Here is a 15,545-nt window from a genome sequence, read left to right on the forward strand (position 1 = left end):
AAGCAGATAATTCACAGGAAGGGCGGAAGAACGGAAGGGGAATTGGTTTTGCCCCGCGCAAAACGCCAAACTCCGTTGCTATGGAGTTGAATTGCCCCCGATGCCCCCAATGTCGCGCGATTCGTCTGCTCTCCGCCCTAAAACCTTCCGTCCTTCTGCCCTTCCTGTGAAAATCTCAGGCGTGGTGTCGGAGGCGGGGGGCGCGCCTCGATGTAGCGGTTGCTACGTAGAAGAAAATAGGCGCGATTGTGGTTCATGCAGGGCGGTGAAGCGACCTGCTTGACCCGCCGGACGGCGTGGTGCAACGGTGACCTTGGAGGGATGCGCGATAACGGACTTCGTCGAGTCGAACACGACGATCGTGACGACGTACTGAACCGAGTAGCCAGCGATTCGCGTGGCCGTTCAGGAATGGTCGACCGCCCATCGTCGCGGGGCGGAGTTGAAGTTGGGACAATGAGGCGCATTGCCTCGGCCCCTGCATCATGGCCTAATCACGGCATGGCCTCGTCGTTGGGTGCTCGTGTGCGTGTGTGCTTCGCAAGCCTGACGATCACGAGTGTGATGGCGTGCGCGACGGGTCCCGAGACCGCCCTCCCCGAGCCTGTGCAATCGCCACCGCCGGTCGATGCACCCCCGCCTCTGCTAGGCGATGGGGCGCGACCTGGCACCCCAGAATCGAGGGTCTGCGGCAGTTACGGCTTTAAGGCGGAAAAGCCGCCGGTCGACATGGTGCTCGCGCTCGACCGTTCGGCGACGATGGGGGCGTTGGCGAGCAACGGAGCCTCCAAGTTCGAAGCGATTCGAGACGCGCTCGTCGGCTTCGTCGAGGACACGGCTTCCACGGGAACGGGCCTCACCTTCCAAACGTTTCCAGCCACGCCGACGTCTTGTGCGGTGAACGACGACTGCTCGGCCGACAGCGAGGTCCAGGGCACGTGCACGGCCGGTGCGTGTCTCGTCGACGAATGCAGCGCGGCGCACTACGTGCCGTTGGTGGACTTTGGCGCTGCGTTGCCGGCGACGGCGGGTGCTCTCACGTCTGCTCTCGAGAGCCTTCCAGCTCCGCTATCGAATGCCAATCGCCCGACCGGCGCAGGGCTCGCCGCTGCGATTCGCGTCGCGCGCCATCGAGCACTCGCGTCGCCCGAACGTCGAGTCGTCGTTGCCCTCGTGACCGATGGTCTGCCTGATAGCTGTGGCGATCTCGCCAGCGTGGTGGCGATCGCGAAGAGTGGCGTCACCGACGCGATCCCGATCGAAACCTACGTCGTCGGCTTGGTCGACGGATCGTCTCCGACGACGACGACTGCGGCTTACGACACCATCGCGCAGGCCGGTGGAACGCTTCAGGCCACGCTCGTGTCGACGATGGGCGATGTCACGGGTGACGTGCGCGCAGAGTTGAACGCCTTGCGGTCATCCGGCAATGCTTGTGAGTATCGCATTCCTTACGATCCGCTCGAGATTATCCCGACGCGGATCACCGTCGACGTCTTGCTGAACGGTCCTGTCGATCCAGTCACTGGCGCAGGTACGTCCTTGGGGCGTGTGCAAGCTGGCTACGTTCGGAAGGTGGAAGCTTGTGACTCCGACACTGGGCATGGCTGGTATTACGACCACGACCCGTCTGACCACGGCGGAATTCCGACGCGTATTTTGATGTGCCCCAAGACATGCGAAATGGCGCACGAAGAGAATGCGAACGTTGCCATTTCGCGTCTTGATTACTGCAAATAGCGCAAGGCACGCGATTCAGGAGTTCTGTTCGGTGAGATCGGCGAGGGCCGACGGCAGATCCGGAAACAAGTAGGCGAACCCACTCTCCACGAGGCGGCGTGGTGTCGCCACAGGACCTGCGAGCGGAGGAGCGTCGAGGAGGCGGCCGACGCTCGCCGTTGCGGGGCCGCGGAGCGAAGACGGCAGACCGTAGGCAGACCAGATCGTGCTCGCGAACGTGGCGGCCGGAACGGGGGCAGGGGCCATGAGGTTGAAGCGTCCGGTCAGCGAATCGTTCTCGAGGACGTGTGCAATCGCTCGGACCCCGTCGAGCTCGTGGATCCAGCGCACGAGTCCGAGGCACGACGCGCGATTCAGGGCAGCCTGGGCGCGAAGTGCACAAAGGGTTCGGCGCAGCGCTCCGCCCGGCGCGCGGAGGACGACGCCAATCTGTGCGGTGCAAACTCGAACGCCGGAGGTGACGGTCGCGGCCACGTCGTCTTCGTCGCCCGCTTCGAGCTCCTGCGCCGGCACGACCTCGACGATCTTGCGTGGACACCGATGGCCGAGTCGTTTGACCGCCTCGGCGACGTACCCGATGGAATCCTGACGGAGCGAACGGCTGTCCGGCGGCGCCTCTTCCGTGCGAGGCGGCAGGTGGATCACCGCGTCGGCACCCTCCAGCCTGCGCTGGAGCTCCGCGTTCGGTTCGTCCGTCGACCACAGGCCGAAGCGCGCGTTGTGGAGGCGAGCGCACGCTGCGAGCCGTTCGCTCGCGGTGTCGTTCGAGCCGAGCAGGACCGAGACGCTTTCGAAACGGCGCGAGAGCTCGCAGGCGAGCAGAACGAGCTCGGGGACGAGTCGTCCCATGGCCGCTACGACGATGCGCATCAGCGCTCCGATGCCTGCACGAGGCAGACCGTTTTGTTCGTTGTGTTCTGCAACATCCGACCGTGTGGGAGCCGCCTAAGCGACGTGCGCGTCTTGGATCTTCCAGAAGCGCTCGTGGATGAGGCCGCACACGTTGCCGAGCCCGTCGAGCGCGTCGGGATGAGCGCGAAAGTGCGAAAGGCGGAAGCTCAGGCCATCGTTCTGCCAATCGATCTCTTCGTCGACGACGAATCCGCACTTCAGCGGTTCGAGCGAGTCGATGCCGTACCCGCCTGCCGAAGCAGCCGCGGCCCACATCGTCAGCGTCTCGGTGATCCCTTCTCGCGCCTCGCGCTTAGGCTTTTCCTCGAAAGCAACGTGCAGTGTCATCTCGTCGTCGCCGGTCCACTCGATGTGCCAGGGGAACGGCAACGCTCGCGTAGCCGGATATTGTCCTGACTTGCGCGGCTGCTGCTCCAGCGTCGCGATGCACGGCTGATCGTTTCCCGAGAGCTCGACGCTCGAGAGCAGTGTTTTCCCGTCATCGCCCATGAAGAGGCTCGCGAGGACCGAGACGGCTTCGTCGGTCCCGGGCCAGTCTTTCAACGTCCAGGCGAGCGAGCGCTCGTCCTCTTCGACATCTTGGATGAGCGGCGCGATCGGGTTGAACTCCTCACTGGCGACGGTGCCGAACGCGCCCATCGCGCAGAGCACGCCGAAGTGCATCATCTTGGTGGTGAACACCTCGCGCGCGGTCTGCATCGGCTCGGAGCCGTTGAACACGAGCTTGAGGCGCGTACTCACGCCGTCACCCCAGAGCGGCGAAGCGGAGATTCGGAAGGCAAAGGGGAGTGAATAGGCTGCTGCGGGGTTCATGGGGATTGGCGCGGTGCGCGGCGTCGATCCTACACGAGGGCGTCCCTCGTGGCCGCGCTTGCGCTAGCGCATGCGAGGTTGCGTACGAGCGTGTAGACTTCGCCGCCGGTGCCCAGCCGACTCCGACGATGGCTTACGGCTGCGAGTGCCCCATTTTGTGTATTTTTGTGTAGCGGGCGCGCGTTCGGTGACGAGCTGCCGGAGCCGATTCACCTTCGTTTTGCGGTCGAAGAGGGCCTCGCGAGCCAGTGCCCCGATCAGGCGCAATTCATGGATCGCCTGCACGTCGAGCTGCCCAGGCTGACGCTCGCGCCGGAAGGCGCCCATGCGCGTACGTTCGATGTCCGCATTCGTCGGGCGCGTGCAGGTCTGCATGGCGAGGTCGCGGTCACTTCGAAGAGCGGAGCGTCCTATACGCGCAGCGTCGAGGCACGCGACTGCGCGACGCTGACTCGCGCCCTCGCCGTGGTGGCGGCTCTCGCCAGCAACGCCGTGCCGGAGGAGCCTTCCCAGGAAGCCGAGCCGGCGGTCCCGCCCGCTATCGAGGATACGACCGAACCAGTGCCGCCTCCGCCTCCGAGGCCTGCACCTCGCAAGCGCAAACGCGCTGCGGTGGTGAAGAGAGAGCGCCCTGCGTGGAATGCCGGCGCGGGACTCGGCACCGAGTTCGTGACCGGCTCACTGCCGCGCTCGGCGATGGGCTATCGCGGCTACGTCGACGTCCAGCGGGCGTTCAGCCAAAACGCGCTCGGTGGGCGCTTGTCCTTCGCGTACGCCGGCGCACCGTTGCCGGGCGCGCTGTTGAACGTTCGTATCCAGACGTGGACGGCGCGCCTCGAAGCGTGCGCGTCGCGTCGCATCTTTGCACCGCTCTCGCTCGAAGGCTGCGCCGCGGCGACGAGCGGTATCTTCGAGGCCTCGAGCTTGGGGCAGGGCAGGGACGAAACCAACGTCGATCTCTGGCTCGCATTCGGCCTCGGTGTTCGCGCTCGATGGCATCTCGCCGGGCCGGTCTATTCCGAGCTCTTCAGTAACGTCAGCGTGCCCACGACCCGCTACGACGCGGTTTCGAAGGACACGGTCGCGGTGGTCCATTTCGCCGTGTCGCAGGTGGTGGGGGAGGTCGGCCTCGGTCTCGGAATCAAATTCGCCGGCCCGTGATCAGATCCAAAAAGGCCGACATTCTATCGGGGGTGACCACGATCGCGTCGGCACCAAACGTCACGGTCCCGGACTTGTCCGCCGCCGAGCGGACCCGTCTGAAGAACGCGACGGTCGTGAACTACGATTTCGTCTGGCGAGGGCTGCGCCGCCTCGGCGTATTGCCCAACGACGTCAAGGACGCTGCTCAAGAGGTCTTCATCGTCCTCGCGTCGAAGATCGGCGACGTCGCCGAGGGAGCGGAGAAGTCGTTCCTTTTCCAGACGGTGACGCGCGTGGCCGCGAACTTCAGGCGTCGCCAAACGCGTCGCTCTGCCGAGAACGCGGTCGACAACCTCGACGTCCACGCCGATCCCGACCCGAACCCCGAGTCGCTCGCCGACATGAGCGGCCGGCTTCGTTTGCTCGACAGCCTCCTGGCTGCACTCGATCCCGACCTTCGCGCCGTCGTCATCCTCTGCGAGCTCGAAAACATGACCCAGTCCGAGGCCGCTGAGGCCCTCGAGATCCCTCCGGGGACGGTCGCCTCGCGCCTCCGCCGAGCGCGCGCCGAGCTCTCTGCTGCCATCGCCACGCGGGGGAAATCCGAACCATGAGCCGTCACGACGATCTCAATCTCGACGATCTCTTCCGCGAGGCTCGCACCGAGCACTCCCCGCAGCGCTGGCGTGACCAGCGCGACATCTTCCGCAGGCTTCGCCTCGGTGGTGCTTCCGAGCTCTTCGCGACCCGCGTTGCACATGCCGCCGCCTCGCTACCTCGTGGCGTCGTGCTCGGCGTGATGGTCGTCTCGGCGGTGACGGTGGGAACGATGTATTCGACCGCGCATTCCGAACGAACCGGTTCGGCCGTCGAAAATGCTGGGCCGAGTGCTGTCGTCGAACCCCCGCGCACCGAGGTCCCGGCCGCTCCTTCCGAGTCCGTCGTCCCGAGCATGAACGTCGACGCGTTGCCTTCGGCCACGGCGCCGGCGCCTCTCACGCGAAGCGTGCCGATCGCCGCCGCGTCACCCCAAGACGACCTCGCGAGGGAGCTCGCGAGTGTCTCCAACATCCGCGCGCAAATCGCCAATCGCGAATATGCCAAGGCCCGCCGCGCCGTTCGCGTTCACCGCGCGACCTTCACGCACGGCGCTCTCGCCCAGGAGGTCTCGGTGCTGGAGATCGAGGCCCTTCGAGGGCTTGGCGACGACCGCGAGCGATGCCGCGTGGGGCGTGCGTTCCTCGATGCTCACGCGACATCGGCCTATCGCGAACGCGTTTTGACCCTGACCAGCGACTGCAACGAAAAGCCCTCTTCTGGAGCCTCACACGATGAGCCGCATTCTTCGCCCTAAGTATCTCGTCGCGGCCGGTGTGGCGGCTCTGCTCGGAGCCTCCGTCATGTCGACGGGCTGCTCGAGCGACCGCGCCTCCTTCGTCGAGAGCTCGTCGAGCTTCAGCTCCTCCGACGCCGCCGCGGACGCGCCTTCGTGCGGTCGCGTGTGCTCGCTCGACCATCGCTCGGTCCTCGATACGTGCACCGGCGCAGTCCTCGAGGCGTGCGAAGCCGACCGCGCATGCGGCGCCGGCAATTGCCAAGAACCGTGCGGAGCGGCCGCGGCCGACAGCAGCTCGAATGGCTGTGACTTCTACCTACAGCCCCCGGCTTTGCGCCTAGCGCAGGCGTGCTTTGCCGCGTACGTCGTCAACACCTCGACCCTGCCAGTCGACCTGACCCTCTCGCTCGGTGCCGACAAGATCGATGTCTCGAATGCCGTGTACCACGCCGATCCGAACGATCCGAAGGCGTTGATCCGACACGAAGGACCCGTTCTGCCGGGTGATACGGTGATCGTCTACCTGTCCGATCAGGATCGAACGAAAGCAGCCAAAGCGGGAGAAGGGGACGCGCCGTGCCCTACAGGCGTCACCCCGGCAACGTTCATCGAACCCGTGCCGAGCGGGACTGGCCGGGGGAAGTCGTTCCACCTGACCACGAACGCACCCGTCGGCTTGACGTCGATCTACCCCGCGGCCGGAGCCGGGAGTCAGGTGACGACGGCGACGCTGCTCTTGCCCGTTCCGCTCTGGGGCAAAGAGAACATGATCGTCAATGCGTGGGGCGTGGTGACGGACGCCCTTCACAACATCGGGAACGGACCGACCGCGCAAATCGTCGCTTCGAAGGACGACACGCAGGTGACGCTCTACCCGAAACGCGCCATCCAGGGGGGGGCTGACGTCGCCGGAACGGCCCAAGGCATTCCGGTCACCTACCAGCTCAATCGTGGCGAGGTCGTCCAGTTCGACCAGTCCGAGGAGTTCACGGGCAGCGTCGTCGTGTCGAACAATCCCATCTCCATCTTCGGCGGCCACGAGTGCGCGCTCATTCCTTCCGATGTGTGGGCTTGTGACTACGCGCAGCAGCAACTCCCCGCGCTCGCGCAGTGGGGCTCGGAGTATGCGGCGGTCGGCTACCGTTCCCGCTCCGGCGACAATGCGAGCGAGCTCATGCCCTACCGCGTTGTGGCCGCGCGTGAAGGAACGAAGCTCGATTACGATCCGCCGCAGCCCCCGGCTGGTGCACCCCTCGAGCTTGCCGCCGGGGAGATCGCGACGTTCTACGCTCAGGTCGGAGACGCTTTCGTCGTGCGGACGCAGGATGCCGATCATCCCATCTACGTGGCCGCGTACATGACGGGCTCCGCTTCAAATCGGTTCAGCGAAGGAGATCCCGAGTTCGTCAACGTGATTCCTGCCCAGCAATACCAGAACGCCTACAGTTTTTACGCCGATCCCACGTACGCAGACACGTCGCTCGCGATCATTCGGCGCAAGACCGACGGAGAGTTCAAGGATGTGTCGCTCGACTGCGCGGGCATCCTCTCCGACTGGAAGCCCATCGGCGTCCGCGGGGAATACGAGTGGCGACGGGTCGAGCTCGCCCGCAGGCTCGGAAAAGGCGATTCGTTCGGTGACGCGACGTGTGGTCTCGGCCTCCATCAAATGAAGAGCGACGGAGAATTCACGGCGACGGTCTGGGGCTGGGATTACTACGTCAGCTACGCGTATCCGGGCGGCACGGCGCTCCGAAACGTGACGACCGGCTCGTTCGCACCTGTCCATTGATCACGGCGGCGGTGCCGTCGTTCGAGCACTTCGACCGACGTTCACCGCGACGCATTCGCGTTCGAAACCCGCATCCTTTGGAATTCAAGATGAAGAGATTCATCCTAGGGCCTGCGCTCGGCACGGCCGCGATTGCCACGGTCTTCGCCTGTTCACACCGGACGATCGAGTTCGAGCGTCCGTCTGAAGATGTGTCGGCACCACCGAGCTTTTCGAGCGGTGACGCCTCGACGGACGACGCCACGAACGCGTTGATTTCGTATTGCCCGAGCACAAAGTGCACGAATCACACTGCGACGTGTCCAGGTTCGCAATTCCGGTGCGACGTGGACCTCATGATCGACGTCAATAACTGCGGTGCCTGTGGTGTGTCGTGCAACACCGGCAATGGCACCATTGGCACGCCTCAGTGCTCGAACGGCAAATGCGTGTTCACGTGTCAAGGGAAGCAACTCGACTGCAACGCCAATATTGAGGATGGCTGCGAGGTTACGCTGGGTACCAAGGACAACTGCAGCGCCTGCGGAGACGTTTGCACGGATCCTGCCAAGCCGTGTCTCCCGGCCGCCGACGGCTCGCCTTCATTCCAGTGTGGATGTCCTGCCGGCAAAACTTTGTGTAACCGCTATTGCTACGACCTGAGCGCCGACGATGCCAATTGCTCGTCCTGCGGTCACGCCTGCGACCCGACGGGGGGCGGAGCGCCCTCGATTCCGAATGCCTATTACGGCTGCGGTGCGGGTCAGTGCGGACACGTAAAATGCAAGCCCGATTACACCGACTGCAACAACGATCTCGCCGACGGCTGTGAAACGCGGACGACCACCATGCAGAACTGTGGTGGCTGCGGGATCGCATGCGAGCCCGGGCAGGTATGCGCCCAGTTCGAGCAACAATGGAAGTGCCTCTGCCCGCCCGGTCAGACGTTTTGCGACGGAGCGTGTGTCGACCTGCTGTCCGATAAGGCGAACTGCGGTGCCTGCGGGGTCTCCTGTCGAATTGGAGTCGACCAGAACAGGCTCTCGGAGACGAGTAACGGCATCGGTGTGTGCCTGTACGGCTCGTGCGCGTTCGTGTGCGCGGACGGCCATGGTGACTGTAACAACGATCCGAGCGACAACTGCGAGACGAACCTCCGTTCGGATCCGAGCAACTGCGGCGGATGCGGGGTTCAATGCGCGAAGGACCAGGCCTGCATCGGCGGACGTTGCGCCGTCGAGCCGTGTCCTCCTCAAACCGGAACGGGGCCGCAATGATGGCGCGCTTCGAACCGAGAACGAACGTGTCCGGACGGCGAAGGCGGCGCGTCGAACGCGAGGTGAGAACATGAGGCTACGTCATCTCTCGGCGCTTTCGACGCTCGCGGCCTTCGCGGTCAGCGTAGAGCTCGGCGCGTGTGCCAACACCAGTGAGGACGGCTCGCTCCCGGCGGACGATTCGAGCCAGCACATCCCTGCGGACGCCAGTGCGGATGGAGCCGTCCTTCCTTCCGACGCAAGCGTCGACGGCGGAACTGACACCGACCCTTGTGTGCCGGAAGCTTTCTGTCCTCTTGCTCTCTTCGGGGGGCGGACGCCGGGACCGACTTCGACCGGCGTACCCGTATCGACGTCATTCGAGGGCGCTCGCCGTCGGACGTCTGGGCAGGGGGCGCTGCCGGTGCGATGGCGCACTTCGACGGGACCGTGTGGAGGCGCTCCGAAACGCCCACCGATGAGTCCGTGCGCGGCCTGTGGCTCCGCAATTCCGGGGAACTGGCTTGGATGTCGATCCGCCCTGCCTCCACTCTGGTGCGAGGCATCGATCTCGTCGCGGCCACAGGCGCGCAACCATCGGCGGACGGTTGGCTGAGTGCCATGGACGTCTCCACACCTGCCACCTTGAGCGGTGGGCTGACGGCTCTGTGGTCGACGCCGGATGCGGAGTGGGTTTGGGGCACGACCGCCGACTCGAACAGTCTGCATCCGCTGAATGGTCTCTGGCGTGCGCGCATCAACGCGGATGCCGGAACCCTCGTGATCCTCGATGTGCTCCCATCGGGCGCTTGTCTGTACCTCGGTTGCTGGTGGATGGAGGCCGTGCACGGCGCGACGGCGGACGATCTCTGGGCGGTCGGGCGAGCCGGAACGACGCTGCACGTCACCGGTGCGCAAAGCGACGCTCCGACGATCACCGCCATCGACAGCCAGACCTGGATGGGGCTGAAGGGCGTTTGGGCCACCGGGCGCGAGATGTTCGCCGTCGGTGGTGCAGGGACGATTCGCCACTACTCCGGCACGGGAGATGCTCTCGACGTCGTCAGCGACGTCCCGGCGGCGGAGGCGCTCAACGCCGTGTGGGGCACCTCACCGAACGACGTTTGGGCCGTTGGAAACGCCTCGTGCGTGATCCATTGGGACGGAACGCACTGGTCGCGAATCGCCGTAGGAGGACTCGGCGGTCGACGCCCCGATTTGTACACGGTGTGGACCGGGACGCCCGGAAAAGTATGGATCGGCGGGGATGGTGTCGTCCTCACGCTTGGAGGTGAGCCATGAGATCTGGGATTTTCTCTCGTCGAAGTGCCGCGTTCGTGGCAGGCATCATCGTCTCTGCCTGCATCGTCGCCTGCGCGACTCCCGCTGATCCGTCGGGCGACACGGTATCGGTCTCTTCCGACGCTTCGGCCGACGTCGCAGTGCTTCCTCCCAACGATATCGATGCTGCCGAGGCGGATGATACGAGCGCCGCGGACGCAGCGATGCCATGCAGCTCCGACGGCTGGTGCAAGACGACGCTTCCGGGCACGAACATCTACGTCAAAGACGTCGTGCCCTTCGAGAAGCGGGCGTTCGCCATGATGAACAGCGCCTACATCGGGTTAACAATCGGCGAGTGGACACCGAATACCGGTTGGACCCTCCTCAAGGGGGTCCAGCCCCACTTGCCGCCCTACTTTTTCGGCGGGAGGCTCTGGGCGCCCGACGAGGACACGGTCTACTTTACCGTCTCCGACCTCTCGGGTTTTCTTGGCGACTCGTTCGGCACCGTCGTCGTTCGAGGACGTCGCCCCGTCCCGCCTGCCACGGAGTGGACCTGGGCGAGCGGCAAAGTTTCTTGCGATCTGTATATGTTGGGAGCCGCCGTCGGCGGCAGCGAGGACGGAAACGTCTACGTGGCGGGGTGCGGGAAGATCTACCGCCTCGATAAGTCCGCCGCTGCAGGCGCGGCCTCCGATGGAGGTGCCGACGCGGGGGCGGAGACCCTGCAGTGGATCGACGAGGGCTTCGTTGACGTCGACCAGGCATCGCCGATCGACTTCTTCGACATAGGTGGCACGGGGCCGGATGATCTCTGGTTCGCCGGAGGTCGGGTTTTGGACGGCTTCGGTTCGACCGGCCAATCGCCTTGCGCGATTCTCGTCCACAAGACCGCGGATGGATACCGGACGGTGCTCGACGGCATTCCTCTCGCATCGGGGTGTTCCCCGAGGGACGACTTGCCCATGGTGCCCGGCAGGCTGAGTCAGGGCATTTTCAACCCTTCGAAGAATCGCGTGCTCGCGGCGACGGAAGCGGTCGACGAGAACGGGAAGAACGTACTCTTGAATGTCGGCCTTTCCGGTGATCAGATCAGGGTCGCAACCACGCGACCTCCCCAGAGCATGGCGACGGCAACGCTAGGGTCCGTCTGGGGCACGTCAGAAGACGACCTGTTCGTCATCGCGACCTACGATTATGCCAGTTCGGGCGAGAGGAGCGCGCTCATTCGTGGACAGTCGATCTGGGGCGATAGTCCGTCGTACGACAACTCTCGTCTCGCCATCAACGGCGTTCCGAGCTCGAACCCGCTCTACCGAGTTCGGGGAACCTCGAGTCAGAACCTCTGGGCCGTCGGACAGTACAATGTTTATCACAAATCGACTCCTTGATCGCCGCGCATCGAGCGCGTTCGTCCTGGGAACGAGTGCGCTCGGCATTCTGGTGGCGGCCGCGAGCTGCTCGACCACGTCGACGACGTTCTTGACGACGGACGAAACGAGCGACGCTTCTGTCGACGCAGAGGCGGGCGAGGCCGCCATCGCCGATGCTGGCGCTGATGCCGACGCGGCAGAGACGGGCGCCGTCAACGCCGCGACGTCGGACGCGGGGCCTCCGCCGATTCAATGCGTGGACGCGGCGTGCGCGAAGTCGCTCGTCACGACAATCGGTGGCAGTACTGCTGGCTTCTGTGCGCTCCTCGACGACGCCACCGTCGCTTGCTGGGGATTCAACGACTCGGGCCAGCTCGCAAGGCCCAGCTCGGTCTACCAGAGCGCCGTCCCCGAACGCGTGCTTGGACTCAAGGACGTCGTTCGTCTTTCGCATACCTGCGCGGTCGACAAGGACGGCGCGACGTGGTGCTGGGGCACGGGCCCGTTCCTCCAGTCGACGACGAATGCGTACTCGACGGAGTGGAGCCCCGTGAAAATGGCTATCCCGACGGCGACGCACGTCGACTTCATGAATGGCTCCTCCCAGGCATGGGGGACCGTTTCCGTCGGCTGTGCGGTCGTGGAAGGCGATAGCGTCGCGTGCTGGGGGCTGAACGGCAACGGCCAGGTGCGGCCTCCCACGGTCAACGAGAGCGTGACCGCCGCAAACCCGGTGACGACGGTGGGCATCCCCGACGGAGAACCCATCCAGGATATCTTCGTCGCCGGTGCGACGTTCCTTCTCCGAACCGACGGAACACTTCTCAGCTGGGGCGCGAAGCCTCTGCTTGGCCGTGTTTCGTCGCTCTCCCCGGATCCGCGACCGAAGCCGGTCGCCCTGACCGGAGTCACCTACGTGGACGCCGAAGGCGGAAACGCGTGCGTCGTCGCACATGGCTCGGTCTATTGCTGGGGAGCGACGTTGCCGCAGGCGGGCGACTCGCTGTCGAACGCGTTGCCACGACAAGTCATGCTCCCGGAGCTCGCGGTCAGCGTGGCCACGACCGGTGCTTTTTACGGTTCGGGCTCCTACGACCCGCAACGCGGATGTGCCGTCACGCTCTCGGGTGACGTCTATTGCTGGGGCTCGAACACTTCCGGACAGGCCGGCGACGGTACGCGAGACTTCGCGACCAGTCCTGTAAAGGTGAAGGGCCTACCCGCCCCCGCGTCCATCGTTCGAACTGACGCACTCGCCACATGCGCGCTTCTGACGAACGGCAAGGTGTACTGCTGGGGAGAGAACGACAGAGGCGAGCTCGGAAACGGCGCCATATGGGAACCGAGCCTCGAGCCCGTCGAGGTCTTGCTGCCATGAGACGCGCGCCCATCGTCTTGTACGCGCCGACGCCACAGACGGACATGCCGAGCGGGCCGTCGCTCTTCACTGCGTAACCGTTCGGTGCGCCGCTTCGCGAAACGGGAGAAATGGCCTGGACGTCCATTTCTCCTGCTTCCACGCTCGTAAGAGGCATCGACCTCGCGCCGGTCGAAGGCGAGCTCCTTCGACTTCTCGACGGAGTCGTCCGTAACGAGCCATGAGACGCCATCCGAAAGGCGAATGAGCCGGAAGCCTTGTCGGCCCCAGTGCTGCTCACCAGGTTCGTCGGACGCCGTCCGCCTTCGTCCAGAGTTTGAGCTTGGAGCGGATGGAGCTGCTGGCGACCCAGAAGACTTCGTCGCCTTGAAAGTGATATCTCGAATAGAAGAGATCCGCGTCGTCGCTGGTAGGGGAGAGCGTTGGAACGAGCTCGCCGGTCGCGAATGTGTCGACCTTGTCGGGAACGGCCGTCTCGATGAAATCCCGAGGTCCCCTCGGTCGACGAGCATCAGGGCGCGTCCGTCCTGGACGTCGACGGAACGGATACCGAGCGTGCCCGGTCCTCCTTGAAGCTTCGTCCACGGAATGGCCATCACGCGGCAGACCATGCCCGAAGGACCCGAGAGCCCAGCGTCCGCCGCTCTGATGGAGCAAGGCTCCCAGGTGGCTGGCTTGGGGAGGTACGTCGTGTCCGTCGGGTAGTCGAAGCCGCAGGCCGGGTCGTACTCCGTATGAAGCGCCCACCCCGCGGGGACGCCAGGAGGCAACCCCGCATCGCAAGGAGTTCGTGACGACGGGCTCGTCGGCTTCTTCGAACCCCCGTCGTCGACGTCGCCGGCGTCGCCGGCGTCCGTGAGCCGTGCGCAACGTCGCTCGTCCTCGGAAACGGAAGTGACGGATTCATCGCGCCGCTCGACGACGGCACCGTGGCGCGTTGGGGAGCGGCGAACAGCGTGTCGACCGAGGTCCCGAAGCCCGAACGCGTGCCCGGGCTCACGAACATCGTACATGTCGCCCGCTCCTGTGCGCTCGACAATGACGGCAAGATTTGGTGTTGGGGAACGGGGCCGCTCCTTCGATCGACCGTGCGTGGGTACACGACGGTGGGCGCGAGCGCGCCGGTACAAATCGCGGTGCCGGCGGCGACACGGATGGACGTCGAGTATGCCCTGAACAGCAGTCGCGCCGCCCCCGCCGCCGTCGGATGCGCCGTGGCGGTCTCGGGCAACGTTTACTGCTGGGGCTCGAACGCCTCGGGCCAAGCGGGCGACGATACGTACGACTACGCGCTGACTCCGGTCAAGGTGAAGGGCTTACCCGGCCCCGCGTCCGTCGTCCGAACCAGCACCTACACGACCTGCGCGCTGCTCACCACGGGGAAGGTCTATTGCTGGGGAGACAACCCCAACGGTGAGCTCGGCAACGGGACCATCCAGGACCCGACCCTCGTCCCGGTGCAGGTGTTGTTGCCCGAGTGACAGGCGCGCCGCGGCCCGTGAGGCGCCGCCGCTTCACGCCGCGTACGAGCGCGCGTTCGAAGAGCGCAATCGTTCGGTCGTGCGGGCGCTCGTCAACCAAGTAACGGAACCGGAACACCGTCGCCCACGTGGCGCCGTCCTGGCAGAGGGGACGCAACGATGCTTTCCTTTGCGTTATCGTCCACGCCGTCATGGACGCCCCGCAGCCCTTTCGTGCCCACGACGCGGTGTCGTCCCGCGACCACCTTGAGCGTCTCGGCGCCGTCATCGACGAGACAGGCGTCTCTCGCAAAGAGGCGTTTCGGATGGTCGCGGCCGTCGTCTTCTTCGGCCTCTTTTTCGCGGGTATCGTGGTGCTCTCCGCGTTTGCGATGGCGGAGAAGGAGGCGGAGGCGACCCGTGCGCAGACGGCCTTCGCGGCACTCGTTCTCTCCGGCCTCTTCGGCTCCCTCGCCTTCGTCTCCGTGAGGCATCTCTGGCGCTACCACGGCAGCACGTTTGCGATGCACGCTGGCGGTATCGTCGCGCACCTCCGTCGCGGGACGACGGTGCTTGGTTGGGAAGACGTCGCCCGCTGGTATGCGCAAGTGCAACGCGTCGGCGTCAACGGCGTCCCCGTTCGTACCGTGCGTATCTACCGCTTCGTCGCTGCCGACGGCCGGGAGATCAAACTCATGAGCATCTACGAACGAGTGGATGAGTTCTTTGCTCGCATCGAGTCCGAGCTGATACGTCGCAAGCTTCCCGTCGCGAGCGCAGACTTCGACGCGGGCACGCCGCTCGTCTTCGGTCCGTTCGTCGTCTCGCGCGATGGTATTTCACACAAGACGCGCACGGTCGCCTGGACGGACGTCGAGACTCTTGGCGTGAGCGTTGGCGTGTTGAGGGTGAAGGGCCGCCGCGCGAGTTTCGCCGTGCCCTATCTGAAAGTGGCCAACGCGCCCATCTTGCTCGCCCTCTACGAGCAGATACGCCGCGGACGGGCACAGCGGAATCGAGAGGTTGGGGCGGGCGCCTAGCGAATCGTTTGTCTGGAATCGATTCGAACGTTCGCGCGC

The 15,545-nt window shown here is 65.0% G+C and carries 13 protein-coding genes; 11 read left to right on the forward strand and 2 right to left on the reverse strand.

Features of this window, described 5'->3' with window-relative positions; translation table 11 throughout:
• The first annotated feature begins 729 nt into the window (after positions 1 to 729).
• A complete protein-coding gene (locus AKJ09_RS20540; protein WP_146648905.1) occupies positions 730 to 1,740 on the forward strand; it encodes a vWA domain-containing protein in 1,011 nt (336 codons plus the stop codon).
• Between the two features lie 15 nt (positions 1,741 to 1,755).
• On the opposite strand, the gene AKJ09_RS20545 is transcribed toward AKJ09_RS20540, so the two are convergent.
• Together AKJ09_RS20545 and AKJ09_RS20550 are read right to left on the reverse strand one after the other, a co-directional pair.
• Positions 1,756 to 2,610 carry a Rossmann-fold NAD(P)-binding domain-containing protein gene (locus AKJ09_RS20545; protein WP_146648906.1) on the reverse strand — a complete coding sequence of 285 codons (855 nt, stop codon included), beginning with the start codon at positions 2,608 to 2,610 and terminating at the stop codon, positions 1,756 to 1,758.
• A 75-nt stretch (positions 2,611 to 2,685) separates the two neighbouring features.
• Positions 2,686 to 3,465 (reverse strand): hypothetical protein, encoded by a 780-nt coding sequence (locus AKJ09_RS20550; protein WP_146648907.1) that lies wholly within the window; start codon positions 3,463 to 3,465, stop codon positions 2,686 to 2,688.
• 108 nt (positions 3,466 to 3,573) lie between these two features.
• Here AKJ09_RS20550 and AKJ09_RS20555 point away from each other — a divergent pair, with 108 nt between their 5' ends.
• From AKJ09_RS20555 to AKJ09_RS20600, 10 genes are all read left to right on the forward strand, one after another.
• The gene (locus AKJ09_RS20555) at positions 3,574 to 4,626 is read left to right on the forward strand and encodes a hypothetical protein (RefSeq protein ID WP_146648908.1); all 1,053 of its coding nucleotides are present in this window, start codon (positions 3,574 to 3,576) and stop codon (positions 4,624 to 4,626) included.
• Positions 4,623 to 5,222 (forward strand): RNA polymerase sigma factor, encoded by a 600-nt coding sequence (locus AKJ09_RS20560; RefSeq protein ID WP_169927701.1) that lies wholly within the window; start codon positions 4,623 to 4,625, stop codon positions 5,220 to 5,222. Before AKJ09_RS20555 ends, AKJ09_RS20560 begins: the two co-directional genes overlap by 4 nt.
• The gene (locus AKJ09_RS20565; protein WP_146648910.1) at positions 5,219 to 5,962 is read left to right on the forward strand and encodes a hypothetical protein; all 744 of its coding nucleotides are present in this window, start codon (positions 5,219 to 5,221) and stop codon (positions 5,960 to 5,962) included. The genes AKJ09_RS20560 and AKJ09_RS20565 overlap by 4 nt, the downstream gene beginning before the upstream one ends.
• A complete protein-coding gene (locus AKJ09_RS20570) occupies positions 5,940 to 7,736 on the forward strand; it encodes an IgGFc-binding protein (RefSeq protein WP_146648911.1) in 1,797 nt (598 codons plus the stop codon). Before AKJ09_RS20565 ends, AKJ09_RS20570 begins: the two co-directional genes overlap by 23 nt.
• A 335-nt stretch (positions 7,737 to 8,071) precedes the next feature.
• Positions 8,072 to 8,992, forward strand: a complete 921-nt coding sequence (locus AKJ09_RS20575) for a hypothetical protein (protein WP_146648912.1) — start codon at positions 8,072 to 8,074, stop codon at positions 8,990 to 8,992.
• Between the two features lie 600 nt (positions 8,993 to 9,592).
• On the forward strand, positions 9,593 to 10,273 hold the full coding sequence (locus AKJ09_RS20580; protein ID WP_146648913.1) for a hypothetical protein: 681 nt from the start codon (positions 9,593 to 9,595) through the stop codon (positions 10,271 to 10,273).
• Positions 10,270 to 11,646 carry a hypothetical protein gene (locus AKJ09_RS20585; protein ID WP_146648914.1) on the forward strand — a complete coding sequence of 459 codons (1,377 nt, stop codon included), beginning with the start codon at positions 10,270 to 10,272 and terminating at the stop codon, positions 11,644 to 11,646. The genes AKJ09_RS20580 and AKJ09_RS20585 overlap by 4 nt, the downstream gene beginning before the upstream one ends.
• On the forward strand, positions 11,621 to 13,006 hold the full coding sequence (locus AKJ09_RS20590; protein ID WP_146648915.1) for an RCC1 domain-containing protein: 1,386 nt from the start codon (positions 11,621 to 11,623) through the stop codon (positions 13,004 to 13,006). The genes AKJ09_RS20585 and AKJ09_RS20590 overlap by 26 nt, the downstream gene beginning before the upstream one ends.
• A 929-nt stretch (positions 13,007 to 13,935) precedes the next feature.
• Positions 13,936 to 14,487, forward strand: coding sequence for an RCC1 domain-containing protein (locus AKJ09_RS20595; RefSeq protein ID WP_146648916.1), 552 nt, complete (start codon positions 13,936 to 13,938; stop codon positions 14,485 to 14,487).
• 191 nt (positions 14,488 to 14,678) lie between these two features.
• On the forward strand, positions 14,679 to 15,506 hold the full coding sequence (locus tag AKJ09_RS20600; protein WP_146648917.1) for a DUF6585 family protein: 828 nt from the start codon (positions 14,679 to 14,681) through the stop codon (positions 15,504 to 15,506).
• Positions 15,507 to 15,545: the final 39 nt, after the last annotated feature.

This window comes from Labilithrix luteola, assembly GCF_001263205.1.
Classification (GTDB): Bacteria; Myxococcota_A; Polyangia; order Polyangiales; family Polyangiaceae; genus Labilithrix; species Labilithrix luteola.